This is a genomic window from Streptomyces sp. NPDC048416 (assembly GCF_043200435.1).
In the GTDB taxonomy this organism is placed as follows: domain Bacteria; phylum Actinomycetota; class Actinomycetes; order Streptomycetales; family Streptomycetaceae; genus Streptomyces.
Genome location: NZ_JBICXU010000008.1, coordinates 156,525 through 181,583 on the forward strand (window position 1 = coordinate 156,525; position 25,059 = coordinate 181,583).

23 protein-coding genes and 1 tRNA gene are annotated in these 25,059 nt (G+C 68.9%); 19 read left to right on the forward strand and 5 right to left on the reverse strand.

Annotation, left to right across the window (positions count from 1 at the left end; translation table 11 throughout):
* Positions 1-483 precede the first annotated feature (483 nt).
* From ACGFW5_RS13615 to ACGFW5_RS13655, 9 genes are all read left to right on the forward strand, one after another.
* A complete protein-coding gene (locus ACGFW5_RS13615; protein ID WP_393834378.1) occupies positions 484-1,653 on the forward strand; it encodes a YcaO-like family protein in 1,170 nt (389 codons plus the stop codon).
* Positions 1,632-2,234 (forward strand): TOMM precursor leader peptide-binding protein, encoded by a 603-nt coding sequence (locus ACGFW5_RS13620; RefSeq protein WP_393834379.1) that lies wholly within the window; start codon positions 1,632-1,634, stop codon positions 2,232-2,234. Before ACGFW5_RS13615 ends, ACGFW5_RS13620 begins: the two co-directional genes overlap by 22 nt.
* 2 nt (positions 2,235-2,236) lie before the next feature.
* Positions 2,237-3,763, forward strand: a complete 1,527-nt coding sequence (locus ACGFW5_RS13625; RefSeq protein ID WP_393834380.1) for a hypothetical protein — start codon at positions 2,237-2,239, stop codon at positions 3,761-3,763.
* A 4-nt stretch (positions 3,764-3,767) separates the two neighbouring features.
* Positions 3,768-4,367, forward strand: coding sequence for a nitroreductase family protein (locus tag ACGFW5_RS13630; RefSeq protein WP_393834381.1), 600 nt, complete (start codon positions 3,768-3,770; stop codon positions 4,365-4,367).
* A gap of 46 nt (positions 4,368-4,413) precedes the next feature.
* The gene (locus tag ACGFW5_RS13635; RefSeq protein WP_393834382.1) at positions 4,414-5,298 is read left to right on the forward strand and encodes a sulfotransferase family protein; all 885 of its coding nucleotides are present in this window, start codon (positions 4,414-4,416) and stop codon (positions 5,296-5,298) included.
* 146 nt (positions 5,299-5,444) lie between these two features.
* Entirely contained in the window at positions 5,445-6,194 is a 750-nt protein-coding gene (locus ACGFW5_RS13640; protein WP_393834461.1) for a class I SAM-dependent methyltransferase, read from the forward strand.
* 526 nt (positions 6,195-6,720) lie between these two features.
* Positions 6,721-7,032, forward strand: a complete 312-nt coding sequence (locus ACGFW5_RS13645; RefSeq protein ID WP_393834383.1) for an adenylyl-sulfate kinase — start codon at positions 6,721-6,723, stop codon at positions 7,030-7,032.
* Positions 7,029-7,964 carry a sulfate adenylyltransferase subunit CysD gene (gene cysD, locus ACGFW5_RS13650; RefSeq protein ID WP_393834384.1) on the forward strand — a complete coding sequence of 312 codons (936 nt, stop codon included), beginning with the start codon at positions 7,029-7,031 and terminating at the stop codon, positions 7,962-7,964. The genes ACGFW5_RS13645 and cysD overlap by 4 nt, the downstream gene beginning before the upstream one ends.
* Before the next feature lie 2 nt (positions 7,965-7,966).
* A complete protein-coding gene (locus ACGFW5_RS13655) occupies positions 7,967-8,326 on the forward strand; it encodes a hypothetical protein (protein ID WP_393834466.1) in 360 nt (119 codons plus the stop codon).
* A 1,107-nt stretch (positions 8,327-9,433) separates the two neighbouring features.
* Here the strand turns inward: ACGFW5_RS13655 and ACGFW5_RS13660 are convergent.
* Positions 9,434-9,521 (reverse strand) — tRNA-Leu (locus ACGFW5_RS13660).
* 187 nt (positions 9,522-9,708) lie between these two features.
* Between ACGFW5_RS13660 and ACGFW5_RS13665 the strand changes: the two genes are divergently transcribed.
* From ACGFW5_RS13665 to ACGFW5_RS13675, 3 genes are all read left to right on the forward strand, one after another.
* The gene (locus tag ACGFW5_RS13665) at positions 9,709-11,040 is read left to right on the forward strand and encodes a M20/M25/M40 family metallo-hydrolase (protein WP_393834385.1); all 1,332 of its coding nucleotides are present in this window, start codon (positions 9,709-9,711) and stop codon (positions 11,038-11,040) included.
* A gap of 161 nt (positions 11,041-11,201) precedes the next feature.
* Positions 11,202-11,435 carry a chaplin ChpH gene (chpH, locus tag ACGFW5_RS13670; RefSeq protein WP_393834386.1) on the forward strand — a complete coding sequence of 78 codons (234 nt, stop codon included), beginning with the start codon at positions 11,202-11,204 and terminating at the stop codon, positions 11,433-11,435.
* 139 nt (positions 11,436-11,574) lie between these two features.
* The gene (locus tag ACGFW5_RS13675) at positions 11,575-12,426 is read left to right on the forward strand and encodes a chaplin family protein (protein ID WP_393834387.1); all 852 of its coding nucleotides are present in this window, start codon (positions 11,575-11,577) and stop codon (positions 12,424-12,426) included.
* A 112-nt stretch (positions 12,427-12,538) separates the two neighbouring features.
* Here the strand turns inward: ACGFW5_RS13675 and ACGFW5_RS13680 are convergent, their stop codons facing one another.
* Positions 12,539-12,727 carry a DUF5703 family protein gene (locus ACGFW5_RS13680; RefSeq protein ID WP_111666225.1) on the reverse strand — a complete coding sequence of 63 codons (189 nt, stop codon included), beginning with the start codon at positions 12,725-12,727 and terminating at the stop codon, positions 12,539-12,541.
* Positions 12,728-12,774: 47 nt separating this feature from the next.
* Between ACGFW5_RS13680 and ACGFW5_RS13685 the strand changes: the two genes are divergently transcribed.
* A complete protein-coding gene (locus ACGFW5_RS13685; RefSeq protein ID WP_393834388.1) occupies positions 12,775-13,452 on the forward strand; it encodes a hypothetical protein in 678 nt (225 codons plus the stop codon).
* Positions 13,453-13,727: 275 nt separating this feature from the next.
* Here ACGFW5_RS13685 and ACGFW5_RS13690 read toward each other — a convergent pair whose 3' ends face one another.
* Together ACGFW5_RS13690 and ACGFW5_RS13695 are read right to left on the reverse strand one after the other, a co-directional pair.
* Positions 13,728-16,091 (reverse strand): helix-hairpin-helix domain-containing protein, encoded by a 2,364-nt coding sequence (locus tag ACGFW5_RS13690; protein WP_393834462.1) that lies wholly within the window; start codon positions 16,089-16,091, stop codon positions 13,728-13,730.
* A gap of 350 nt (positions 16,092-16,441) precedes the next feature.
* A complete protein-coding gene (locus tag ACGFW5_RS13695; protein ID WP_393834389.1) occupies positions 16,442-17,425 on the reverse strand; it encodes an aldo/keto reductase in 984 nt (327 codons plus the stop codon).
* Positions 17,426-17,599: 174 nt separating this feature from the next.
* Here ACGFW5_RS13695 and ACGFW5_RS13700 point away from each other — a divergent pair, with 174 nt between their 5' ends.
* Both ACGFW5_RS13700 and ACGFW5_RS13705 read left to right on the forward strand, forming a co-directional pair.
* On the forward strand, positions 17,600-18,661 hold the full coding sequence (locus ACGFW5_RS13700) for an LLM class F420-dependent oxidoreductase (RefSeq protein ID WP_393834390.1): 1,062 nt from the start codon (positions 17,600-17,602) through the stop codon (positions 18,659-18,661).
* Positions 18,662-18,916: 255 nt separating this feature from the next.
* Positions 18,917-19,705 carry a ferritin-like domain-containing protein gene (locus ACGFW5_RS13705; RefSeq protein WP_393834391.1) on the forward strand — a complete coding sequence of 263 codons (789 nt, stop codon included), beginning with the start codon at positions 18,917-18,919 and terminating at the stop codon, positions 19,703-19,705.
* A 205-nt stretch (positions 19,706-19,910) separates the two neighbouring features.
* On the opposite strand, the gene corA is transcribed toward ACGFW5_RS13705, so the two are convergent.
* Positions 19,911-20,906 (reverse strand): magnesium/cobalt transporter CorA, encoded by a 996-nt coding sequence (gene corA, locus ACGFW5_RS13710; RefSeq protein ID WP_393834392.1) that lies wholly within the window; start codon positions 20,904-20,906, stop codon positions 19,911-19,913.
* Between the two features lie 59 nt (positions 20,907-20,965).
* On the opposite strand from corA, the gene ACGFW5_RS13715 reads away from it, so the two are divergent.
* The 4 genes from ACGFW5_RS13715 (at position 20,966) to mshC (ending at position 24,946) form a co-directional block, all read left to right on the forward strand.
* Positions 20,966-21,652 (forward strand): histidine phosphatase family protein, encoded by a 687-nt coding sequence (locus tag ACGFW5_RS13715; protein WP_393834393.1) that lies wholly within the window; start codon positions 20,966-20,968, stop codon positions 21,650-21,652.
* 83 nt (positions 21,653-21,735) lie between these two features.
* Positions 21,736-22,326, forward strand: coding sequence for a DUF3090 domain-containing protein (locus tag ACGFW5_RS13720; RefSeq protein WP_053723476.1), 591 nt, complete (start codon positions 21,736-21,738; stop codon positions 22,324-22,326).
* Positions 22,290-23,120: an SCO1664 family protein gene (locus ACGFW5_RS13725; RefSeq protein WP_393834394.1), complete on the forward strand. Its 831-nt coding sequence runs from the start codon at positions 22,290-22,292 to the stop codon at positions 23,118-23,120. The genes ACGFW5_RS13720 and ACGFW5_RS13725 overlap by 37 nt, the downstream gene beginning before the upstream one ends.
* Positions 23,121-23,716: 596 nt before the next feature.
* A complete protein-coding gene (gene mshC, locus ACGFW5_RS13730) occupies positions 23,717-24,946 on the forward strand; it encodes a cysteine--1-D-myo-inosityl 2-amino-2-deoxy-alpha-D-glucopyranoside ligase (RefSeq protein WP_393834395.1) in 1,230 nt (409 codons plus the stop codon).
* The last annotated feature ends 113 nt before the right edge of the window (positions 24,947-25,059 follow it).

The following is a 25,059-nucleotide window of genomic DNA, read 5'->3' on the forward strand; positions in this document are numbered from 1 at the left end:
TGCTCCAAACGCGGCCGGTACCACCGACCGAAGTGCTCTTCAGGTGCCGCCGAACGTCGCGGCATCCGCAGCAGAAGTCGAGACAACGAACGAGGGGGAAACATGTCGAACGCACTGGATCTCAAGGCAACGGATGTTTCGGAAGCTGTGTGGCTCGAACTCGCGGGCCAGATGGACTCCGACTTCTCGGTGGAGAACTACACCAAATGGTGCAGTACCGTCAGCTGCATGTCCTGCCGCCCCCCGTGTGACTGTGCGGGGGCGTCGGAAAGCGAGTGAGGTAGATCTGGCGGGCCTGTTCGGGAGGCAGGTCCAAGCCCGAACGGCCCCGTCACACGAGCGAAGCGGTCCATGAAAGCATTCACATCATCAGGCGAGCGGCCCCTCAACGTGCTTGAACAACTGGTGTCCCCATACGGAGTTGTGGCCGGTTGCCGCGACGACCGCCTCGGGCTCCGAGGTGTAGACCAGTTCCATGTACAGGTGGCGACCATAGGAAGCGGCAGGGCAGGAAAGGGGCATACCGGCGAGTCCAACGGCGGCTCCGGCAGGTCGCTGGGAGACGTCGATCGTGCCCGGCTCATCGCCATCGCGGAAGCAGCAGAACGTTATTCCGCGTCGGCGCCATGCGACGGCTACCGCTGGTCCCTCGCCGATGAACTCGACGGGGAAGTGATGGATCTGAACTCCATCCCCCGGTGTTCCGCCCAGGAGTACGCACATCCCAAGTGCTCAATCGTGCCGTTTGACGAAACTGCCCTCATTCGCTGGTTACCGGGCGAGGAGGTGGTGTCCGGATCGCCGATTTGGATTCCGGCAGTGATGGCGAACTACGCCTTGGACGACTGCGTCCCGGCAGAAAAGTTCTCCTATCGCATATCCACCGGACACGCCGTCCATTTTGACCGCGACGAAGCGCTGGTGGGCGGGATACTCGAAGTTGTCGAGCGGGACGCCGTGGCAATCACCTGGCTTCAGCAACTCCCGCTGCCGGGCTTGTCCGACGAGATCACATCGGACGGACTGGCCTATCTCGTCGACGCAGCCCAGCGCCATTTCATCGAGCCGTTGTTGTTCGACGCAACGACGGATCTTGGGGTTCCCACGGTCTACTGCAGACTTCGGATGCCACACGATCACCATTGCCACCAAGTGGTTGGCTGCGCCACGGAGCGCACATTGGCGGCGGCTGCTGAGAAGGCCCTGGCGGAATGTCTTTCCATCCTGACGATCCTCCGGGCCGGAACCGGCCCCAGCTCCGTCGACCAGATCTCCACGATCATGGACGGCTCCCGGTACATGGCCAGTGCGGATCGAGCCCAGGCGTTCTCCTTTCTCGACGATGGATACGCGCGAGGCACCGGACCCACTCGACATGGTCTGCCAGCCGGTTCCCGGGAGGCCCTGGCAGAGTTACGCAGCATCTTCCGGGAACGCCAGATGGAGGTCATCGCCGTCGATCGGACCACGCGCGAACTTGCGGAGGTCGGCCTGACGTCCGTCAGTGTTGTCATTCCCCGGCTCCAGCCGATGTCGCTCCTTCCTCATGCCCAGTTCAAGGGACATCCACGCTTGTACGAGGCACCACGACTGATGGGCCATCGGGTCCTTGCTGAAGGGGATCTCAATCCATGGCCACAGCCATTCGCCTGATTGCAACCGGCGCGTTCGGCGACTCGGTCGTCACCAAGCTCCGGGAAGTGCTCCCCGATACGGAGGCACTGGCCCCGAATGACCTCTCCCGTGCCTTCATGGGTAACCCGTCTCTGGTTGTGCTGGCTTTGTGGCGCCCCAGCCCCGGCCTATGTCAGCGTGCCGACAGGTTGGCGGCGGAATATGCAGTCCCGTGGCTGCCGGTAATTCTGGAGCATCCCGTGCTGCGGATTGGCCCGTACGTCCACCCGGGTCAGGGGCCGTGCTTCGACTGCTATCAGAGCCGCAGACGCCAGCACGACGAACACCATCGCACCACTGCCGCACTGTACGACGCCTACGATGCCGCCGAGGAGGTTGGGCCTGGAGGGCATCTGCCCCATCACGCCCGCCTAGCGGCCGCGACAGCCGTTCTTCACATTCGCGCCGACAACCCCAACACCGTGACGACGGTGCGCCTCTCAAGCGCCCACATCGCCACCCATCGTGTGGTCGCCTGCCATGGCTGCGGCCGCTGCGGACCGTCCATATCAGACCCCTGCACCTCCGCAGAGTTCACCGCTCTGTCAGTGAAGAGATGACCATGACCACGGAGACTCTCCCGTACGGCAACCATCCCGCGCTTCGCAAGGGCCTCGCCATCATTCCAGTCACGGACGGACTGATCATCGAGGGTGGCGACCGCAGACAGCACTTCACCGGTGCCGCAGCGACGGATGTTCTGGGCAGGTTGTTCCCGCTGCTGGACGGTTCTACGAAGGTTTCTTCTCTGTCCGCTCAACTCGGCGTAACCGACGACCATGTGCGCCAGATGCTCGGCCTCCTGGCCGGTCTGGGGTTCCTCGAACCGGAAGCGAGTGAGGGGGACGAGGAGACACATGTGTACCTGTCCCGCACCACCAGCGTCAGCTATCGCAGCGGCAATGAGGCGCGTCGCTTCCTCGGGCAGCTGAATATCCTGCTCGCAACGGGTCCGGATCTCGGCGCGCGCATCGCCGCCGATCTCACAGCGTCAGGGGTCGGCAGCGTCGGGCTTCTCTGCACCGGACTTCCTGAGGACTGCGACCTCGTCGTCGCGTACGACGACGGCCACAACCTGAGCGAAATCGTCGAGCTCTGTGGTCCACGTGGCATCCCTGTACTGCGTTGCAGCTCTCAGGCAGAAATGGTGGAGGTCGGCCCCAAGTTCGGCGTGGGTAACACGCCCTGCCCATCCTGTCTCAAGGGGAGCGACCCCATTCAGGCGCCCGCAGCGATAGACGGGCCGGTCGTCGATCACATCGACCTGGTCTCGGCACTCGTTGTCACCGAAGTACTGGCCACTTTTGGTGTGGGTGGCCCATCGAATCCCCACGTCCTGCGCCGCGTCCAGACAGGAGACCTTTCAGAGGAGCGATTCGTGGTCGCGCCCGAAGCGGATTGCGATCACTGCGGCGGCTATGCCCATGTGCATGGAGGGGTTGCTGACCTCTTTCTGAGCTACGAGTGGCAGGTGCAGGCGACCTCTTGGGATCTGGACCGTGCTGAATTCCAGCCCGCAGCACCCTCCCCCAAACGTTTGTTGTCCGAGGCTGCCGATTATGCCTCGCACCCCCGCTGCCGGCTGTCCGATCTTTCTAATCCCATGCTGGCCTCGCTGCTTTCGAAAACGGCCGGGCTTCAGGGGGGCACCAACAGACGCTGGGCCCCAACGGGAGGAGATCTCAGATCGGTTGATCTGTTTCTGATCTCGGATACACCTCCTGCCGACTTGCCAGGAAACATCTTCAGGTACCTCAGCGAGACGGATGAGCTCGTTGCCGCGCGGCGCGATCGAGTGTCCATGACGGCCATGTTCGAAGGGACGGGATTAGTCGAGGAGGGGCTGATCGCGGCGGTGGTGTTCTGCGGTTCGCTGTGGCGGTTGACAGCGAAGTATGAGCGGTTCTCCTGCCGCTTGGCTCTCTTGGACGCGGGGTGCGCAGCGGCCCAGTTCTCCGTGATGGCTCAGGAATACGGTCTTGAGGCGAGATATGCAGCCGGATGGGACGGACGACTGACGGCCGCACTGGAACTCGATGGGCGGCGCGAGTTCGTCACTGCGGTTGCCGGCCTATACCCAAAGGACTGACCATATGCCCATCGTCCCGGAGGGTGAGTTCTTCGCGCGAGTGCTGGACTCGCTGACCTCCCCCCTACAAGCCGCGACCGCGACCGCGACCACGCCTGTGCCTCCCCGACTGGGTCGGCCTGTCGAGCAGGTTCTGAGCACAAGACGGTCGGTTCGTTCCTTCACTGCGCAGCCCGTCAGCCGTGACTGTGTCGAAGCGATCGGACAAGCGGCATTGGACATCGGGGGAGACACCTCGTTGATCATCTCGGCCCGACGTATCGAAGAGGTCTCGGTCGGCTCGTATCTGTTCAGCCGAGGGACCGGTCTCACTCCCGCCTCTGGATTGCACCTCGGTCCGGTGGAACGTGTCTACGCCGATGCCGCCGTACTGCTGATGATCTGCGGGGACCTCGCGACCGCATGCGATCGCGACGGCGTCGCCGGCTACAGCCGACTACTTGTACAGGCGGGTGCAGCCGGTCATGCCGCGTGGCTCACCGCGGTATCGCTCGGACTGCACGGCAGCGTCCATGGCCGCTCCTTCTCCGAGACGGACGAAGCTGTTCGTCGCTCCTTCGGTTGGAGCCATCTATTCACGCTGGCCATCGGCCACGGCTGCTGAACAGCGACTGTCATCACGACGCATCTCCGAGACAACGGCAGGTTTTATGAAGCCCCCTATCTTTCTTCTGTCCCCGGCCCGTTCTTACTCGACGGTTTCCATTGCCCTTCTGTCTGGTCATCCGGACATCTTCGGGTTTCCCGAGCTGCTGATGTTCACTGGTGACACGCTTGATGAGGTCCTCGCCCGGAAACGTTCCGAGTCGGACCGGAGTGAAGAAATTCGCGTGAACGGTATATTCCGCGCCATTGCGCAGATAAACGAGGGCAGTCAAGGTAGAGATGAAATCGCTCGTGCACAGGTTTGGCTGAAGGAGAGGAGGCACTGGAGCCCCGCCTCTGTCATGAAATACTTGTTTGACCGGGTCGACCCCCAGATACCCTTGGAGAAGTCCCCTGCCACTTCGTCGAAGGAGGGTCTGGCCCGATGTCTGGAGAGTTTTCCCGACGCGAGGTTCATCCATCTCACCCGCCACCCGGTGACGACGCAGCGATCAATGCGGGAACACTGGCGCTTTGAGCACAAAGGCCGCTCGGTCGAGTTTCGCTCCGCGAGCTGCGCCTCTGCCTGGTATATTTCACACCTCAGAATCCTCGGAACCCTCTCGTTGCTCCCCAAAGACCGCTGGATTCGGGTTCGCGCGGAGGATTTGATCCAAAATCCGCATCGGTTCGCGCCCTCGATATTTGAATGGCTCGGGCTCGACTCCAGTGAGGAAACGATCCAGGGGATCACCGAGACCGAGCGGTGGGTCTTCGCGTCGAACGGAGAGTCGGCAAACCTCTACGGTGGGGATCCGAAGTTTTTGCTCAATCCTCAGCTTCGTCCTGTGGCCGATCCCGGGCCTATAGTTTTCCCTCCAGAGTGGAACCTTCGGGGAGAGATGTGTGACAAAATGACTGAACTTGCACACGAGCTGGGCTACCGCTGACTCGGAAATCTCATCGTTACCGTCGAGGCTATTCGTAACCACCCGCCGCTCTGGACGTTGCCGCGGCAATTCGGCTCGACCAGTCCACGACGTCAGGAGAATATGTGGGAGTGGAGCAAACCGCCGATTCGGCTCCAAGCGACCGAATGGAGGGGCGTGAGCCCGTAATCGGCGACGCCTTCGGTGAAGTCCTCCAGCGATGCTGGTCAGCGGGTGCCCGTCCAGGGACGGTGTTTGAGGTGCTCGAGCGCAGCGACGGCGCCGTCTGGGTGTCGGATACCTATCACTGGTTCACCCCACCAGAGCGATGGCCCGCTCCTGAGCGCTGGGCATGCAAGTATGCCTCCGGGAGGGTCCTTGACATAGGTTGCGGCTCAGGGCGCCACGCCCTAGTACTGGCGGATCAAGGACTGGATGTGATCGGACTCGACCCGTCGCCCGGAGCGGTCGCCGTAGCCGGGGCTCGCGGAGTTACGGTCGTCGAGGGGGGCATCGACGATGTTGAGCGGCTAGGTCTGTTCGACACGATTTTGCTTCTGGGAAACAACCTCGGCCTGCTCCGGAGCGGCTCGGAAGCGAGCGATCTCCTTTCCCGAATCGCTCGGGTCGCCCGCCCAGGAGCGCAGATTCTGGCTTCCAGCCGCGACCCGCATGCCGTGCGTGATCCGATAGAGATCGCCTACCAAGAATGGAACAGGAGTGCCGGACGTCTGCCCGGACAGGAGCGCTTCCGAATCCGCCACCGCAACACCGCTACTCCATGGTTCGATTACCTCTTCGTTTCGCTCGACGAACTCACCGAGTTGATCGCCGACAGTCCGTGGGTCTTGGACGACAGTTTTCAGGAGCGGGCTCTCTACTCCGTACGACTGTTACTCAAAGACAGTGGCACGTAGGGCGAGTTGATCACGGTTGGCGTCCTTGTGCGGAGTTCGCACATGGACGTGTCCCGGTGGCTTCTTGCGAGCCGATGGTCCGACGGCTCGGCTTCTGGTCCGCGCCGATGCCGAGGGCGCCATACTTCTCACGCCGGAGGAGGCCGCACCGACGCTTGAGTCGCTCACCGTCGCATTCAGGGCATCGGACACAAGGGTGTGCCATACGTAAGCGTCACTGCTTCGTTCCTCTTGCGGAGAAGGCCTGCTTCGTGTGATTGCGGACAGGGGCAATGCACTCCTCCGCCGCGCGGATTACAGCGGCGATGCTGATCTCCTCGGCTGGTCCCGCCAGTTGAGATCCGGCTTGTGATCGGTGCGCGCTGGGCAACAAGTGAACGACGGTTCGGTCGGCGAGTGCTGATCCGATGCCGGTCCGCTGACGTGGCTGGCCGGCCACGCCGACAGGAGGCATCGCGTGACAGCATCTGCAGTGCGAGGATCTGTAGCCGTAGTGGGGGCGGGTGCGGCCGACATCCTAGTTGCCGTGCGAGTCAGTGAAGCCGCAGCGAGGCGTCAAGTCCTCCTGGAAATCACCGCTCCGTACTGGAGCCCTCGAGAGGTCGTCAGACTGCGCCATGACCTTGGCCGTATACCGTACTTCGAGGTTCATGCGGCCACCCTGCTGGAGGTGTGCAGCGGGCGGGATGTGACGGGGGAGCCGGCCGGGCCGGCGGGTGTTCACGACCCGTATGAGGAGCCGGAGACGCACGATCCGCGGATGGAATCGCAGCACCAGACTGTGCAGGAGTCCTCAGCCTCCGTGTACGCCCTGCTGAGCGCGGGGGGACCGGCATGACCACAGCCGCCAAGGTGCACGACGGCACGGCCAGTCCGAACACCCTGTCACACCTGGACGCGCTGGAGTCCGAGGCGGTGCACATCTTCCGCGAGGTGGCGGGAGAGTTCGAGAACCCGGTGGTCCTGTTCTCCGGTGGCAAGGACTCCATCGTCATGCTGCACCTGGCCCTGAAGGCCTTCGCTCCGGCGAGGGTGCCGTTCTCGCTCCTTCATGTGGACACCGGGCACAACTTCCCGGAGGTCCTCGAGTGCCGGGACCGCACGGTCGAGAAGCACGGTCTACGCCTGCATGTTGCCTCCGTCCAGAGTCACATCGACCGCGGTGTGCTCAAGGAGCGTGCCGACGGCACCCGCAACCCGCTGCAGACGCTTCCGCTCACGGAGACGATCCGAGCCGAGAGGTTCGACGCGGTCTTGGGCGGCGGCCGCCGGGATGAGGAGAAGGCCCGCGCGAAGGAGCGGGTGTTCTCGTTGCGCGACGAGTTCTCGCAGTGGGACCCGCGCCGTCAGCGCCCCGAGCTGTGGAACCTGTACAACGGCCGACACGCCCCTGGTGAGCACGTGCGCGTGTTCCCATTGTCGAACTGGACCGAGCTGGACGTGTGGCAGTACATCGCCCGCGAGGACATCGACCTGCCGCAAATCTACTTTGCGCACGAGCGCGAGGTGTTCCAGCGGGGCGGCATGTGGCTGACGGCCGGCGAGTGGGGCGGCCCGAAGAACGACGAGACGGTGGAAAGGCGCCAGGTCCGCTACCGCACCGTCGGCGACATGTCCTGCACAGGCGCCGTCGACTCCGACGCCACCACGCTGGACGCCGTGATCGCCGAGATCGCCGCCTCCCGGCTCACTGAGCGGGGCGCGACCCGCGCCGATGACAAGCTGTCCGAGACCGCGATGGAAGATCGCAAGCGCGACGGGTACTTCTAGGCATGATCACGTCCACGAGCGAGGAGCTCTCGGCCATCGCCCTGCTGCGGTTCGCCACTGCCGGTTCCGTCGACGACGGTAAATTCACGCTGGTCGGACGGCTGCTGCACACCTCCAAGTTGATCCTCGACGACCAGCTGGAGCCGTGGAACGGGTCTCAGGGCCTTCCCGGTCCGCACAGTGCTGATCAACCTGATCATGTGGCAGTACAAGGGGAAGAGCGGAACATCAGCGACCGGGGGAGACGCTCCTATTCCCCCTGTCTCCAGGGTCTGAGGGACCCCTACACGGCCTCCGATGCTGGCCTGCACATCCGCGAGGGCGAAAGGGAAGAGATCGATCGCGTAGCGCACCACCAGTGAGGGTCGCTGAAGCGAATCCACCGGTCTGGAGCCTCGTTACAGCACCACGCGACCTCCGTAAGCAGCTGTCACTCAGCGAGGCCAACAAGTCCGACAGGCGTGGAATGCCCGTGCTACTGACCATGAATGTGTGATGTCGTCATGGTGGCTGGTGCCGGAGGCTGGTGCCGGTGAGGCGCCAGATGCCCTCGACCGGGTTGAGGTCGGGCGCATGACGACAAGGCGGTCCGTAGCGAGAGTGCCGCGGAATGCTGCTTGTCGGCGGCGAGCCCTGCTGCTGATGCTCTCCCGCCCATCACCGCGGGCGCCATAAATATATCGAGAGCCGCACGGACGGGGGCCGCGCCCAGCACGCCACCGCGATCCAGTCCCGGAAGGACACCGACCAAAATCAAGGAGTGCGGGCCTGCAGGGGACCGGCGTCGACAGGCCCCGTCCTCCGGCCGCAGGCCACGGTCCCTGCTGACGCTGGCTCCAGCCATGCCCAGCCACTGTCGTCGACCTCGACATCTCCAGTCCGTACCCTGGCAGCCCTGCTCGCCAGCCCCAGGCGGGACACTTCGTTCACCCCGACATCTGCAGGAGGGACAGCATCACCGTCCCGCGCACCATATTGGCCAAGTAGCGGCAGAAAATAACCCCTGCTCATCCTTCTATGGCAAGAAGTCTGGTCCGGGCTGCGCAGTCAGAACGAGGGTGGCAACGACAACCACGAGGGTATCCAGCCCTGCAAAGCCAGCACGCGGAGCGCGACAACACAACCCGGTGAGTTCCAGGCGCGCCCGCTTCCGGTCGAGCAGGACGCTCCTCCGCCACGCGAGTGACACACCTCCCCGCGCTCCGCCCCTGAGAGGCGCAGTACCTGAGCCGCCGCCACCTCGCCGCCCCATCGGGCTGAACACGAGGCTCAAGGACGAGAAACGACGAGATGGCGGCGATTCGCAGGATTCAACCGGTACGTCGTGGATGCCTCGGGACGATCTCGTGAACCGTCTTGGACTGGTGTCCGAGGGGTCTGACCAGGCAACTCTCTGGGCTGTTGGTCACCTGGTCGGTCACGCCGCACCCCGGAAAAGCAAAAAACCCCTGATGAACAGGGGTCTCAGCTGGTGTCCGAGGGGGGACTTGAACCCCCACGCCCGATAAAGGGCACTAGCACCTCAAGCTAGCGCGTCTGCCATTCCGCCACCCGGACAAGGTGTCTGTCTCGCGGGCCGTGCCCGTTCCGACGTGGAAAACAATAGCAAACATCCGGGGGTGCTCGATCACCCCCCTGGCCTGCATGAACTCCGGATGTCGGCGCGGGGCCGCCCTTGGGCGGCGAGGGGGCGCGGGGGCAGGATGGAGGCGGACCACACGGAGCGACAGTGGGAGGAAGCAGCGTGAGCGAGTCGAGCACGACCCGGACCGGCGGCGTGACCGGTGAGGACGAGGTCGTCGACCTCTGTCGCGACCTGATCAGGATCGACACCAGCAACTACGGCGACCATTCAGGACCCGGTGAGCGTGCGGCCGCGGAGTACGTCGCGGAAAAGCTCGCCGAGGTCGGCCTTGAGCCGAAGATCTTCGAGTCCCACAAGGGCCGCGCGTCCACGGTGGCCAGGATCGCCGGCGAGGACCCCTCACGGCCCGCGCTGCTCATCCACGGCCACACCGACGTCGTGCCCGCCAACGCCGCCGATTGGACCCACGACCCCTTCGCCGGCGAGATCGCCGACGGCTGCGTGTGGGGCCGCGGCGCGGTCGACATGAAGGACATGGACGCGATGACCCTCGCGGTCGTGCGCGACCGGCTGCGCAGCGGCCGTAAGCCGCCGCGTGACATCGTCCTGGCCTTCCTCGCCGACGAGGAGGCCGGCGGCACGTACGGGGCGCGCTTCCTCGTCGACAAGCACCCCGAGCTCTTCGAGGGGGTCACCGAGGCGATCAGCGAGGTCGGCGGGTTCTCGTTCACGGTCAACGAGAACCTGCGGCTCTACCTCGTGGAGACCGCCCAGAAGGGCATGCACTGGATGAAGCTGACCGTGGACGGCACCGCGGGACACGGCTCGATGATCCACAGGGACAACGCCATCACAGAGCTGTCCGAGGCCGTGGCGCGGCTCGGGCGCCACAAGTTCCCGGTGCGGGTGACCAAGACGCTGCGGCACTTCCTCGACGAGCTCGGCGACGCGCTCGGCACCGAGCTCGACCCCGAGAACATGGACGGCACGCTCGCCAAGCTGGGCGGCATCGCCAAGCTGATCGGCGCCTCGCTCCAGAACACCGCCAACCCGACGCAGCTGGGCGCCGGTTACAAGGTCAACGTCATTCCGGGGCAGGCCACCGCCCATGTCGACGGGCGTTTCCTGCCGGGGTACGAGGAAGAGTTCCTTGCCGACCTGGACCGGATTTTGGGCCCGCGCGTCAAGCGCGAGGACGTCCACGCCGACAAGGCCCTGGAGACCACGTTCGACGGCGCCCTGGTCGACGCCATGCAGACCGCGCTGCGGGCCGAGGACCCGATCGCCCGCGCCGTGCCGTACATGCTCTCGGCCGGCACCGACGCCAAGTCCTTCGACGACCTCGGCATCCGCGGCTTCGGCTTCGCGCCGCTGAAGCTCCCGCCGGAGCTGGACTTCGCCGGGATGTTCCACGGCGTGGACGAGCGGGTGCCTGTGGACGGCCTGAAGTTCGGCGTACGCGTCCTCGACCGGTTCATCGACGCGTCCTGAGGCGGCGCGCCCCGACGCGACGTTCTGTTAATCGTCTGAACGTACGCACCTGACTGAAAAGAGTGAATGCACTCATATGCTCGTAGCCCCATAACTTCCCCCTCGTTACAGGGTGTGCGGTCCGCGGCTGGGATCGCACATATGCCAACAAGGAGGAAGTAATGATCAAGAAGGTCGTCGCTGCTGCGGCTGTCACTGGTGGTCTGGTTCTGGCGGGTGCCGGAATGGCCGTTGCCGACGCGGGTGCCCAGGGTGCCGCTGTGCACTCCCCGGGTGTCGTTTCCGGCAATGTCGTCCAGGTCCCCGTGCACGTGCCGGTGAACGTGTGCGGCAACACGGTCTCCGTGATCGGGCTGCTGAACCCCGCCTTCGGCAACACCTGCATCAACAAGTGACGTTGTGCCTCAACCCGTGAGGGTCTGAGCCGGGCGGCCCCGGAGTGCGCGCCATGCACTCCGGGGCCGCCCGGCGTTTCAGCCCGGGCGCAACGGCGCGGCCGGGCTTTCCGGTAGGCAGAAGGCAGGGAACGAAACCATGCGACAGGTCACCCGTAAGTCACTGATCACCATGGCGGCCGCGAGCGGCGTCATCGCCATGGGCAGCGGCGCCGCGCACGCCGACTCGGCGGCTCAGGGCAGCGCGTCGAACTCGCCGGGCGTGCTGTCCGGCAACGCCGTCCAGGTCCCGGTGCATGTACCGGTCAACGCCTGCGGCAACACCGTCACCGTGATCGGCGCGCTCAACCCGACGTTCGCCAACAGCTGTGCCAACAAGGGCGGCGGGCAGCGCGGCGGCGGGCACTCGGGCAGTGGGGCGAGCGCCCGTGGTCACGCCAGTGACTCGCCCGGCGTCGGCTCGGGCAACACCATCCAGGCACCCATCGACGCACCCGTGAACGCCTGCGGGAACAGCGTGAACGTGGTGGGCGTCGGCAACCCGGCGTTCGGCAACCACTGTGTGAACGACGAGGGCGGTCACTCCGGCCGTCCGCAGCACCCGGGCCACCCCGGACACCCGCAACACCCGGGCCAGCCCCAGCACCCCGGGCACCCCCAGCACCCCGGGCACCCGGGTCAGCACCAACCGCCGTGCACCCCGGGGCAGCCGGGCCACCCCCAGCACCCGGGCCACCCCGGGGTTCCGCAGCACCCGGTCGGCCCGATCGCGCATCACCCCGCCGCACCCGTGCAGCCGGCCAACCCGGTGCGGCCCGGTACGGCCGGCACGGGCGGCGCCCCGGTCGCCCAGGGTGTGAACGCGGCGGCGCAGGCCCCGGCCGCGCTGGCGCACACCGGCGCCGACGGCATGGGCTTCGCCCTTCCCGCCGCAGCCGGTCTCGTGCTCGGCGGCGCGGTGCTCTACCGCCGCGGCCGCGCCGCGCAGTAGTCCCGTGCACGCGCCGCGCAACAGTCCCGCGGCCGTGCCACACGGACGGACATGACGGAGCGGGCCCCGCACACGCGGGGCCCGCTCCGTCGTCGCGATGCGCTCGCCGCGATCACCACGTGGCGCGCACCTGGCGGATGATCCGCCTGCGCAGCCGCACTCGGCGGCTGCCGTCCCGGCGCAGACTCAGTCGGTCCAACTCCCAGTGTCCGTACTCGGCATGGTCGGTCAGCAGACGCGTCGCATCCTTGCGGGAGACCCCGCGCGGTACGTACACGTCGACAAATTCGTATTCCGGCATCGCATCTATTGTGCGGGCAGAGGCCCGGTACGGATAGCGTCTGCACTATGTCTGATGCTGCGCAGCCCACCGCTGCCGAGGTACGTGCCGCCGCCGAGGCGGTCAAAGCCGCGCTGGACCGTCACCTCGATGCGGTGGAACGCCGCACGGGGGACGACGATCCAGACGTGTACGAGGCGTTCAACGCGCTCGCGGCGGCCGCCGAGGCGTACGACGAGCGGCTGTACGACCGCTACGACGAGGTGACCCCCTTCGAGATCCCCGGCGCCGACGACTCACTGCCGCCCTATGCGGGCCCCGAGGAGCCACACGCCCTCAGCGTCCTCATCCGGCGCGACTACGCCGTGGCCGAGCCCCATCGGCTGCTCGCCCAGGCGCAGCGTCTCACCGATCTCGATCCGGGTGCGGAGGAGGCGGACGAGGGCGAGCGCACCGCCGCTGTCGTCGGCGGCAGCGTCCATGCCGCGCTCGGCGTGCTGTTCGGTGAGTACGAACCGGACGAAATCGCCTCGCGCCACAAGGAGTTCGGCCTGGAGGAGGGCGATTCCACGCTGTGGGTGTCGGCCGCCGACGAGCTCCCCGAGCCCGGCGAGTGGCTGAGCACACCGTTCGATCACGCCGACCCCCAGCGGGTGGTGTGCCGCTTCGACGTGAGCGCCGTCTTCGACGAGGAGGAGCTGGAGGACGACCTCGACGACGAGGACGACCTCCCGCCGGCCCCCTGACCCGGCCACCACGGCAGAGGCCGCGCACCCCATGAACGGGGTGCGCGGCCTCTGCCGTCTCCGGCGTGGCTGCCGTGAACCACACTGCGCGGCGCGTGCACACCGCACGCCGCACGCCGCACGCCGCGTGCGCGCCGAGACCGCGGCACGCGCCGAGACCCTGCACGTGCCGCGTGCGCCGTGCGTGCCGTGCGTACCGTGCGCCGATCCGCACGGCGTCCGCGGCTCCTGCTCCCGTACGCGTACGACCCGTACGCCCCGTACGCCGTACGCGACTACTGCTCCGCGGTCTTCAGGAGACCGTGCAGCAAGGGCGCGAGCCGGGTCGTGCGCGGCGGCGGCAGGATCTCGGCCACCGCGCGGGGGAGCGCCTGGTCCACGCCATGGACGACGGAAAGATGCCGCTCGGCCCGGCCGAAGGCCGTGTAGACCCAGGCCCGGCTGAGTCCCTGCGCCGCGTCGCCCGGCAGCACCACGACCACCGCGGGCCAGCGCATCCCGGCGGCCTGGTGCGCGGTGAGCGCCCAGCCGTGCCGGAGCGACGACTCGACCCGCTCCTTCGGTACGAGGACGGGGGTGCCCGCGCAGTCGAGCCGCAGGCCCTCCGCGTCCGCCCCGACCACCGTGCCCGTCACCGTGCGCCCCGGGCTCTGCGCGTACGCCACCCGGTCGGCCGGGTCGAAGCCGCCGAAGCGGCCGGGGCCCGGGTTGAGGCGCTGCTTCAGGGCCGCGTTCAGCGCGCGGGTGCCCGCCGAGCCGCCGTGGCCGACCGTGACGACCTGGGTCTGTTCCGCCGGAATGCCGATCGCCCGGGGGATCGAGTCGGCCAGGAGCTGGACGGCGCGGTGAACCGCCTCGCCCGCATCCCGTACGGGCACGATCACGACTTCCTTGCCCGGGGCCTCGACCTGGTTCAACTCGCCGATGCCGATGCCCGAGACCAGCTCGCCGACCGGCCCCGGATCGGGCATGCGCGAGGCCACCACGGGACAGATGCGGGCGGTCAGCACATCCTGGAAGACCAGGCCGGCGCCCGCCGGGCGGAGCACGCCCGGGTCGCCGCTCAGCACGAGGCGGCAACCGTCGGGCAGCGATTCCACGAGCACGGCCGCGGTCTCCACGTCGAGCTGCGTCGCGTCCTGCACCACCAGGACGTCGAGGGCGAGTGCGCCCTCCGCGTCCCGCCCCGGGCCCTCGCCGGACAGCAGCCCCGCCACGGTGAACGCGGCCAGCGGGCCGGTCAGTTCGGCCAGGCGGCGCTGTCCGTCCGCGGTGTGCGCGGCGCCCGCTGCCCGTAGCCCGGCGGCCGCCGCGGCCGTCACGACCGCCGCCGACTCGGCGCGCGCGGCCTCCCCGCCGGTGTGCGCCACCAGGCCGCTGCCCGCGACCGCGCGGACCAGCTCGCCGGCCTCGGGCCACACCGAACCGTCCTCCCGCACCGGCGAGTTGAGCAGCCGGGCCAGGCCGTCGGCCAGGCTCTCCTCGGCCAGCGCGTACCGGTCGAGCCCGAGCAGCACCTCGACCGGCTCCGCCTCGGAGGTCTCCTGCGCCTCGTCGTCCGCCACGTCGTCACCACCCGGCTCGTCCGGGACGCCGTCCTGGAAGACCAGCACCACGCCCTCGGCGACGGCCAGCTGAACCGCCTCGTCGGGATCTGGAACGGATCGCGCGGCAAGGCTTTTGCGCACGTCGTCGGCGGCCAGCGCCGTATGTCCTTGTGCGGCGGCCTGTTCCAGGATCCAGCCGACCAGCGCGGCCGCCCTGCGCTCGTCGTCGGGCCGGCACTCGGCGCCGAGCAGCGCCCGTGCGAAGCCGTCCGCCTGCTCGGGGCGCACCCCGGGCACCGCGAGGAGCTGCCAGGGATCGGCGCCAAGCCGTTCGGCCGCCTGCTCGCCGAGGGCGCCGGCGACCTGCCCGGCCAGTGCCTCGGGGGCGCCGCCCCGGGTGAGCACGGCACGTACGGAGGCCAGGGTCTCGGCCGACGTGACGGGAGCCTGCGCCCGTGCCGGCTCGGGTGCGCGGGGCCGTACCGAAGCCGCCTCCTGGGCGGGGCCTGGGGCGGGCTTGCGCGGGGCGGGCGGGGGCCCCGCGAAGAACGCGGCTCCCGACTTCTCGCCCTTCTCGACGGCGCGGACCGCCGCGAGGAGGTCGGCCGCCTGCCCGCTCAGCTTGGTGCCGGCCGGGATCGGCGCCTCCTTCTCGGCCTTGCGCTGCTCGATCCTGGCCCGCAACTCCCGCTGGGCCGCGAGCTCGGCGGCGGCCTCGGACAGCTCCGGCGCCTTGGCGTCGACGGCGTCGCCCGTCCCGTCATCGGCCTCGGATCCGCTGCCACCCTCGCCGTCTCCGACACCCGCGACACCGTCCCCGTCCGCAGCGCCCTTTTCGTCGCCCCCCTCGCCGCCCCCGGACTCGCCGCCGGCCTGCGTCTCTTCGACGCTCGCGTTGGCGCTTCCGCCGGTGCCGCCGGGCTCAGCCGACTCCCAGGACTCTCCGGCCTCGGCGGACGCGGAGGGTTCGGTGGACTCCCCGGACACCGCGGCCTCAGTGGGCTCCACGAACTCCGCGGCCTCGGCAGGGGCGCTGGGCTCGACGACGTCCACGGGCTCTGTGGCCTCGGCGGACGCGCTGGGCTCGGCCACGTCCCCAGGCTCTCCGGCCTCGGCGGACGCGGGGGGCTCGGCGACGTCCCCGGACTCTCCGGCCTCGGCGGACTCCCCGGACTCTCCGGCCTCGGCGGACTCCCCGGACTCTCCGGCCTCCGCGGACCCCCCGGACCCTGCCGCCCCGGCAGACCCCGTGGCCTCAAGGGCCTCGACAGGCTCCGCGGGCTCAACCGCGCCCGCCGCGCCCGCAGGCGGCGGCGCATCGGCCGTGGCCGTCGCGGAGTCGCTGTGCGCCTCCGTTCCGCCCGCGGCCGCGACCCGCGCCACCTCCGCCTCGGCGGGTTCGTCGGCCGTGGATCCAGGGGCCGAGCCCTGGGGAAGCGCAGTCACAGCGTGCTCCAGTCCTGATCGGGATAGCGGTGCACGGGCGCCGACACATCGTCGAGCGCCTGGCAGATCTCGTCAGGAAGACTAAGGGCCTCCACTGACAATGCCGCCGCGAGCTGGTGCGCGTTGCGCGCGCCGACGATCGGCGCCACCACTCCCGGCCGGTCCCTCACCCACGCGAGCGCCACCTGAAGGGGTGTCGCGGCCAGCCCGTCGGCGGCTATGGCGACGGCGTCGACGATCCGCCCGGCCGCCTCGTCGAGGTAGGGCGCGACGAACGCCGAAAGGCCGTCCGAGGCACCCCGCGAGTCCGCGGGCACGCCGTGCCGGTACTTCCCGGTCAGCACGCCCCGCCCCAGCGGTGACGAGGGGAGCAGCCCCACGCCCAGGTCGAGGGCGGCCGGCAGGACCTCGCGCTCGACGCCGCGCTGGAGGAGCGAGTACTCCATCTGCGTGCTCGCGAGGCGGGTCCGCACGCCGGGCGCGGCGAGTTGCCACGTCGCGGCCTTGGCGAGCTGCCAGCCGCTGAAGTTGGAGATGCCGGCGTAGCGCGCCCGTCCGCTGCTGACCGCGATGTCGAGCGCCTGCAAAGTCTCCTCGAGCGGCGTCTCCGCGTCGAAGGCGTGCACCTGCCAGAGGTCCACATGGTCGGTGCCGAGCCGTTCGAGGGAGGCGTCGAGCGCGCTCAGCAGATGGCCGCGCGAACCGTCGAAGCGGCGGTCGGGGTCGGGCACGCTGCCCGCCTTGGTCGCGAGGACCAGATCCCTTCGCGGCACGAGACGTTGCATCATCTGCCCCAGCAGATACTCCGCGTCCCCGCCGCCGTACACGTCCGCCGTGTCGATCAGCGTGCCGCCCGCCTCCCAGAACGCCTTCAGGAGATCGGCGGCATCCTGCTCGCCGACATCCCGGCCCCAGGTGAGGGTGCCGAGCCCGATCCGGGATACGCGCAGGCCCGTGCGGCCGAGATGCCTCTGCTCCATGGGCGCTGAGATTACTGGCCAGGGGCCCACGGGGAGAGAGCCTGTGGACAACTCGGCCCTGCCGCATCGCGCCCACGCGCGCTAGAGTCCCCGGCACAGGAACGTTACTCATGAGTACGACATGTGCGTGGACGGACGCTCGCGTACGCGTCGCGACGAGTTAGGGGATCGGCCATGCGGCTCGGCATCAACCTCGGCTACTGGGGCGCGGGAATGGACGGCGACAACCTCGCCGTCGCCAAGGAGGCGGACAGGCTCGGCTATGACGTCTGCTGGGCGGCCGAGGCGTACGGCTCGGACGCGCCGACGGTGCTCGCCTGGGTCGCCGCGCAGACCGAGCGCATCGACGTCGGCTCCGCGATCCTCCAGATCCCGGCCCGTCAGCCCGCCATGACCGCGATGACCGCCGCGACCCTCGACTCCCTCTCCGGCGGCCGTTTCCGTCTCGGCCTCGGCGTCTCGGGGCCCCAGGTCTCCGAGGGCTGGTACGGCGTCAAGTTCGACAAGCCGCTGGCCCGCACCCGGGAGTACGTCGAGATCGTCCGCAAGGCGATGACGCGCGAACGGCTCTCCTACGAGGGCGAGCACTGGACGCTGCCGCTGCCCGGCGGCCCCGGCAAGCCCATCAAGCTCACCGTGCACCCCGAGCGCGAGCACATCCCGCTCTACATCGCCGCGATCGGCCCCAAGAACCTGGAGCAGACCGGCGAGATCGCCGACGGCGCGCTGTTGATCTTCCCGGCCGCCGAGCACATCGAGGCCACCGCGATCTCCCACATCCGGGCGGGCCGCGAGAAGGCCGGCCTGACCATGGACGGCTTCGACGTCTGCCCCACCCTGCCGATCTCGCTCGGCGCCGACGCGGACGTACCGGCGCTGGCGGACATGTTCCGCCCGTACACCGCGCTGTACGTCGGCGGCATGGGCAGCCGCAAGCAGAACTTCTACAACCAGCTGGCGCAGCGCATGGGTTACGAGAAGGAGGCCGCCGAGATCCAGGACAAGTACCTGTCCGGCGACAAGGCGGGCGCGGGCGCCGCCGTGCCGCAGCAGCTCATCGACTCGACCACGCTGCTCGGCTCGGTGGGGCGCATCGCTGACCGGATGCAGGCCTACGCCGCCGCCGGTGTCACCACGCTGACCCTGGCCCCGGCCGGATTCACCCTGGACGAGCGGCTTGCCTCGCTGCGCGCCGGCACCGAGGCGCTGGAGCGCGCGGGCCTCGCGTCAGCGTAAGGGGACAGTCGGCCGCGCGGGGGCCGAGCGGCCTCAAGGGGGATTGTCTCTGCGGCCGTGGTGGGGGCTCGGGGGTCTTCCCCGCCACGGCCGTCACGCGTATCAACGCGCGGTTGGGCCGGACGGTTACGGCGGCGTGGGCACCGCACATTCCTTCGTTCGGCCCAGTGCGGCACGACCCCTGTTGCCGCTACCGCAATGCCGCATTTGACTCGGTTGCGCAGAGTCCTGCGCGCACCCGGAGGTACGGCAACGATGCTCTCGGCCAAGAGCCTGTTCCAGGAGATCCTCGACCACGACGAGTCGTTCCGGCTCTTCTGCTCCATCGCGGCCAGTGGCGAGGCCCAGGGCGGCTGGGAGAACGGCCGGATCGCCGCCCTCCTGCCCGAGAAATGCCGCGCCCTCGCCCCCAAGGTGGCCCGGCACGGCGCCGACGAGGACAAGCACGGGCGGATCTTCCACGCGCTCATGAAGAAGCGCGGCCTGCGCCCCGCCGACGTACCCGACGACACCGACTACACGATGCTGCTCGAACGGCGCGGTATCGGGCTCGGCCACGCCAAGCTGCGGCGCGAGGACCGGCTCACCGAACGGGACGTCGTCGTCTACCTCGCCCACAGCCGGGTCACCGAACAGCGCGCCTCCGAGCAGATGGAGCTGCTGCGCAAGCACTTCGGCGGCCACGCCGACCTCGGGCGGGCGGTGCGCATGATCTCCGCCGACGAGGACAACCATCTCGCCTACTGCCACGAGGAGTTGCTGCGCCTGGCGCGCGCCGGACACGGGCCCACCATCCACCGGGTGCTGCGCGAGTGCGCCCTCGCCGAGATCCGGGTGTACCGCGACGTCAGCCTCGCCGTCATGGCCCACATGGGCCGGATCCTCGGCTGGCCACGCCCCAAGGCGGCGGCCCTGACGGCCGCGATCCACGCCGTGTACGCCTATGAACGACTCGCGGGGTGGCGGCGCATGGTCAGCCTCGCCACCCCGCGCCGGCGCGACGCGCTGGGCGGCCCCGCCGTCACCGCGCCCGAGTTCGCCTAGGGGGTGTCTGGTGGATCATGGCCGGGGGTGCGGCGCCTGGCACGGCACCTCGCGGCGTTGCCGAAACGCCCCGATAGCTCCGCTATCACGACGTTCCGGCGCCTTGCGATGCACCGCACCAGGCGCCGCACCCTGACCGACCCTGATCCACCAGACACCCCCTAGCGGCAGGACCAGGTCGCCCGGTCCGCCGCCCCGGCCACGGCTACAGCCAGCCGCGCCGCTTGAACAGGCGGTACAGGCCCACCTCAAGCAGCACCATCACCACGATCAGGGCCGGGTAGCTCCACGCCCAGTGCAGCTCCGGCATGTGGTCGAAGTTCATGCCGTAGACGCCCGCCAGCATCGTGGGGACCGCCGCCATCGCCGCCCACGCCGAGATCTTGCGCATGTCGTCGTTCTGGCGGACGCTGACCTGCGCCAGATGGGCCGAGAGGATGTCGGAGAGCAGCCGGTCCAGGCCCTCCACCGCCTCATTGGTCCGCATCAGGTGGTCGTCCACGTCACGGAAGAACGGCTGGGAGGCGGCGTTCACGAACGGCACGCCCGCGCTCGCGAGCCGCTGCACCGGCTGCGCCAGCGGCCCGGTCGCCCGGCGGAACTCCTGGAGCTGCCGCTTGAAGGTGTAGATCCGCGACGCGGTGTCCTTCGTGTCGCGCCCGCCCGAAGGCGAGAAGATCTGCGCCTCCAGCTCCTCCAGGTCGTTCTGGAGCTCGGCCGCGACCTCCGTGTAGTGGTCGACGACCGCGTCGCTCACCGCGTACAGGACGGTGGTGGGCCCGTGCTTGAGCAGCTGGGGTTCCGCCTCCAGGCGCTTGCGCACCGCCTTGAGCGGCGCGCCCTCACCGTGGCGGACGGTCACCACGAAGCTGTCACCCACGAAGAGCATCAGCTCGCCGGAGGACACGGTGTCGCTCTGCGTCTCGTACACGACGGGCTTGAGGACCATGAACAACGAGTCGTCGTAGACCTCCAGCTTGGGCCGCTGGTGCGCCTTGAGGGCATCCTCCACGGCCAGCGGATGCAGCCCGAACTCGGTGCTGACCAGCTCGAACTCCTCCTCCGTCGGCTCATGGAGCCCCACCCAGAGGAAGCTGTCACCGGCGGCGCGCGCCTGGGTCAGGGCGTCCGAGAAGTCCTTGGGGCCCTCGGTACGGCGGCCTTCGTCGTAAATGGCGCAGTCGACGATCATCGGGGGCATTCTCCCGTGAAAGGGAGCCGCCCGCACCCCGAAGACACCGGCCGCCTAGGCTGGCGCCCATGGCCACGCTGATCCTCGTACGTCACGGACGCTCCACCGCCAACACGGCGGGGGTGCTGGCCGGCTGGACGCCGGGTGTCGCCCTCGACGAGCGGGGCAACGCCCAGGCCGCCGCCCTGCCCGCCCGGCTCGCCAAAGTGCCGCTCGCCGCCGTCGTCACCAGCCCCCTGCAACGCTGCCGCGAGACCGTGCAGCCGCTCCTCGACGCCCGCCCCGGCCTGCCGCTGCACCCCGAGGACCTGATCGGCGAGTGCCACTACGGCGACTGGTCGGGGGGCAAGCTCGCCGAGCTCTCCACCGACCCGCTGATGGAGGTCGTGCAGCAGCACCCGTCCAACGCGGCCTTCCCGGGCGGCGAGTCGATGCGCGCGATGCAGGCCCGCGCGGTCGGCGCGGTACGGGACTGGAACGAGCGGATCGAGACGGAGCACGGCCCCGACGCCGTCTACGCCATGTGTTCGCACGGCGACATCATCAAGTCCGTCGTGGCGGACGCCCTCGGCATGCATCTGGACCTCTTTCAGCGGATCTCGGTGGAACCGTGTTCCCTCACCGTGATCCGTTACACCCGGCTGCGTCCCTACCTCGTACGCCTCGGCGACACCGGCGACCTCGCCTCGCTGATGCCGCGCGAGACTCCCGCGCAGGAACAGGCCGAGGTCGGTGGCGGTGCGGGAGCACCGTGATCGCTCAGCGCAGTAGGGTGGACGCGCCGAAAAGCGCCGCTCCAACTCCGCCTGCTCCACCTCCGAACTAGGGAGACCAGAACGTGTCCCGTCAGGTGTTCTTCTACGACCCGCCGGACCGTTTCGTGGCCGGCACGGTCGGGCTCCCCGGGCGCCGTACGTTCTTCCTCCAGGCGTCCGCCGGCAGCCGCACCACCAGCGTCGCCCTGGAGAAGACCCAGGTCGCGGCGCTCGCCGAGCGGATCGACGAACTGCTCGACGAGGTCGTGCGCAGGACCGGAGGAAACGCTCCTGTGCCCGCCGTGGCCCCGCCCGACGTCACCGACAGCGCGCCGCTCGACTCGCCCGTCGAGGAGGAGTTCCGGGTCGGCACCATGGCGCTGGCCTGGGACGGTGACGAACAACGCATGATCATCGAGGCGCAGGCCCTGGTCGAGCTGGACGCGGACACCGAGGACGACCTCGCCGAGGCCGAGGAGCGGATGCTCCAGGACGAGGAGAACGGCCCGCCGATGCTGCGGGTGCGCCTGACCGGTGCTCAGGCCCGTGCCTTCGCCAAGCGTGCCCTGGACGTCGTGAACGCGGGCCGGCCGCCGTGCCCGCTGTGCAGCCTGCCGCTCGATCCGGAAGGACACGTATGCCCGCGCCAGAACGGATACCGCCGCGGAGCCTGACCTCCGCCGAGCTCCTTGCCCGGGGTGAGCTCACCGTCCTCGGGCAGATCCGCGAGGCGTCCAACGCCGTCCTGTACTGCTCGGTGGCGTACGGGGACGAGAGCGCCGCATGCGTCTACAAGCCCGTCGCGGGGGAGCGGCCCCTGTGGGACTTCCCCGACGGGACACTCGCCCAGCGCGAGGTCGCGGCGTACGAGGTGTCGTGCGCGACGGGCTGGGACCTGGTCCCGCCCACCGTGCTGCGGGGCGGTCCCTACGGCGAGGGCATGGTCCAGCTGTGGATCGAGCCGGTGGAACCCGCCGAGGGCGACCCCGGGCTGCTCGCGCTCGTCGAGGACGAGGAGCCGGCCGACGGCTGGAAGGCGGTCGCGCTCGCGGAGGTCGACGAGGGGCGCACCGCGCTGCTCGTGCACGCCGACGACGAGCGGCTGCGGAGGCTCGCGGTGCTCGACGCGGTGATCAACAACGGGGACCGCAAGGGCGGGCATCTGCTGCCCGCGCCCGACGGGCGGCTGTACGGCATTGATCACGGGGTCACGTTCAACGTGGACGACAAGCTGCGGACGCTGCTGTGGGGGTGGGCGGGCGAATCGCTCACCTCGGAGGCGGTGGGCGCCCTGAAGGGCCTGGCCGAGGCCCTTCGACCCCGTCAGCCGCTTGCGGTGCGGCTGGCTTCGCTGATCACGGAGGCGGAGCTGGACGCGACCCGGGCGCGGGTGGGCGGCCTGCTGTCCAGCGGGGTGCACCCCGCCCCCTCGGGCGAATGGCCCGCCATTCCGTGGCCGCCGGTCTGACTTTCCCCTGCGAGCAGTGGGGACCGGTCGCGCAGTTCCCCGCGCCCCTGGCGGCATCATCATCTTCAGCCTGTCATGGGGGTCCCCCTTGGCCCTTGAGGCCCTTGAGGCCTTGGGGGAGTTTGAGGATGAGCGTCGTTCGGGCGTGAACGGGGTCCGGGGTGGGGCCTTGGGAGTCTTTTCACCTCCGGAGGATTTCGGGGAGGGGCGGGGTGGGGTGACTCCCGGGGTCTGGGGCGGAGCCCCAGGGGGCTTGGCTGCGGACCGTGCTCGCTTTTCGCGCAGTTCCCCGCGCCCCTGGGCTGGGTGGGCTGTGCTTGGCGGGGTGCCTTGTGCAGGCATCCTCAGCCTGTCATGGGGGCCCCCCTTGGCCCTTGAGGCCTTGGGGGAGTTTGAGGACGAGCGTCGTTCGGGCGTGAACGGGGTCCGGGGTGGAGCCTTGGGGGTCTTTTCACCTCCGGAGGATTTCGGGAAGGGGCGGGGTGGGGTGTCTCCCGGGGTCTGGGGCGGAGCCCCAGGGGGTTGGCAGGGGCGGCATTCGGCCAAGAGCGGTATCCGGTTCGTATCCGGAACCTGCGTCCGGTTACGCTCAAGGCATGCATGCCTGGCCCGCTTCTGAGGTCCCCGCCCTGCCCGGCAAGGGCCGCGACCTCCAGATCCACGACACCGCGACCGGCGGACTCGTCTCCCTCGACCCCGGTCCCGTCGCCCGTATCTACGTCTGCGGCATCACGCCGTACGACGCGACCCACATGGGTCACGCGGCGACCTACAACGCGTTCGACCTCGTTCAGCGCGTGTGGCTCGACACCAAGCGGCAGGTTCACTATGTCCAGAACGTGACGGACGTGGACGACCCCTTGCTGGAGCGAGCCATCCGCGACGGCAAGGACTGGGTGGAGCTCGCCGAGGGCGAGACCGCGTTGTTCCGCGAGGACATGACCGCCCTGCGCCTGCTCCCCCCGAAGCACTACGTCGGCGCGGTCGAGTCGATACCCGGCATCGTCCCGCTCGTCGAGCGGCTGAGGGACGCGGGCGCGGCGTACGAGCTCGAAGGGGACGTCTACTTCTCCGTCGAGAGCGACCCGCACTTCGGCGGCGTCTCGCACTACGACGCCGAGGCCATGAAGGCGCTGTCCGCCGAGCGCGGCGGCGACCCCGAGCGGCCCGGCAAGAAGAACCCGCTCGACCCGATGCTGTGGATGGCCGCGCGCGACGGCGAGCCGAGCTGGGACGGCGCCTCGCTGGGGCGCGGCCGTCCGGGCTGGCACATCGAGTGCGTCGCCATCGCCCTCGACCACCTCGGCATGGGCTTCGACGTGCAGGGTGGCGGCTCCGACCTGGTCTTCCCGCACCACGAGATGGGCGCGTCGCACGCCCAGGCGCTGACCGGCGAGTACCCCTTCGCCAAGGCGTATGTGCACGCCGGCATGGTCGCCCTCGACGGCGAGAAGATGTCCAAGTCCAAGGGCAACCTCGTGTTCGTCTCCCGGCTGCGGCGCGACGGCGTCGACCCGGCCGCGATCCGCCTCGCGCTGCTCGCCCACCACTACCGCGCGGACTGGGAGTGGACCGACCAGGTCCTCCAGGACGCCGTGGAGCGTCTGGACCGCTGGCGGGCCGCTGTGTCGCGGCCCGACGGGCCGTCCGCCGACGCGCTGGTCGACGAGGTCCGCGAGGCCCTTGCCCACGACCTCGACGCGCCTTCCGCGCTCGCCGCGGTCGACCGCTGGGCCGCACGCCAGGACGCCGACGGCGGCACGGACGAGTCCGCCCCCGGCCTCGTGTCCCGTACGGTCGACGCCCTGCTCGGCGTGGCTCTGTAACCCCAACACGCAAGCCCCGAACCGCCCTTGGACTCCGTGTGAGTCCGGGGGCGGTTTTCGTTTTTCCTGAGCGCACCCCATGGTCGAATGCTCGTTTCTGCGCTAAACACGCT

Coding starts and splice junctions, on each gene's coding strand:
- ACGFW5_RS13620 (WP_393834379.1), top strand. CDS start 1,632: ATGGCCACAGCCATTCGCCTGATTGCAACCGGCGCGTTCGGCGACTCG.
- ACGFW5_RS13625 (WP_393834380.1), top strand. CDS start 2,237: ATGACCACGGAGACTCTCCCGTACGGCAACCATCCCGCGCTTCGCAAG.
- ACGFW5_RS13630 (WP_393834381.1), top strand. CDS start 3,768: ATGCCCATCGTCCCGGAGGGTGAGTTCTTCGCGCGAGTGCTGGACTCG.
- ACGFW5_RS13635 (WP_393834382.1), top strand. CDS start 4,414: ATGAAGCCCCCTATCTTTCTTCTGTCCCCGGCCCGTTCTTACTCGACG.
- ACGFW5_RS13640 (WP_393834461.1), top strand. CDS start 5,445: ATGGAGGGGCGTGAGCCCGTAATCGGCGACGCCTTCGGTGAAGTCCTC.
- cysD (WP_393834384.1), top strand. CDS start 7,029: ATGACCACAGCCGCCAAGGTGCACGACGGCACGGCCAGTCCGAACACC.
- ACGFW5_RS13655 (WP_393834466.1), top strand. CDS start 7,967: ATGATCACGTCCACGAGCGAGGAGCTCTCGGCCATCGCCCTGCTGCGG.
- chpH (WP_393834386.1), top strand. CDS start 11,202: ATGATCAAGAAGGTCGTCGCTGCTGCGGCTGTCACTGGTGGTCTGGTT.
- ACGFW5_RS13675 (WP_393834387.1), top strand. CDS start 11,575: ATGCGACAGGTCACCCGTAAGTCACTGATCACCATGGCGGCCGCGAGC.
- ACGFW5_RS13680 (WP_111666225.1), bottom strand. CDS start 12,727: ATGCCGGAATACGAATTTGTCGACGTGTACGTACCGCGCGGGGTCTCC.
- ACGFW5_RS13685 (WP_393834388.1), top strand. CDS start 12,775: ATGTCTGATGCTGCGCAGCCCACCGCTGCCGAGGTACGTGCCGCCGCC.
- ACGFW5_RS13695 (WP_393834389.1), bottom strand. CDS start 17,425: ATGGAGCAGAGGCATCTCGGCCGCACGGGCCTGCGCGTATCCCGGATC.
- ACGFW5_RS13700 (WP_393834390.1), top strand. CDS start 17,600: ATGCGGCTCGGCATCAACCTCGGCTACTGGGGCGCGGGAATGGACGGC.
- ACGFW5_RS13705 (WP_393834391.1), top strand. CDS start 18,917: ATGCTCTCGGCCAAGAGCCTGTTCCAGGAGATCCTCGACCACGACGAG.
- corA (WP_393834392.1), bottom strand. CDS start 20,906: ATGCCCCCGATGATCGTCGACTGCGCCATTTACGACGAAGGCCGCCGT.
- ACGFW5_RS13715 (WP_393834393.1), top strand. CDS start 20,966: ATGGCCACGCTGATCCTCGTACGTCACGGACGCTCCACCGCCAACACG.
- ACGFW5_RS13725 (WP_393834394.1), top strand. CDS start 22,290: ATGCCCGCGCCAGAACGGATACCGCCGCGGAGCCTGACCTCCGCCGAG.
- mshC (WP_393834395.1), top strand. CDS start 23,717: ATGCATGCCTGGCCCGCTTCTGAGGTCCCCGCCCTGCCCGGCAAGGGC.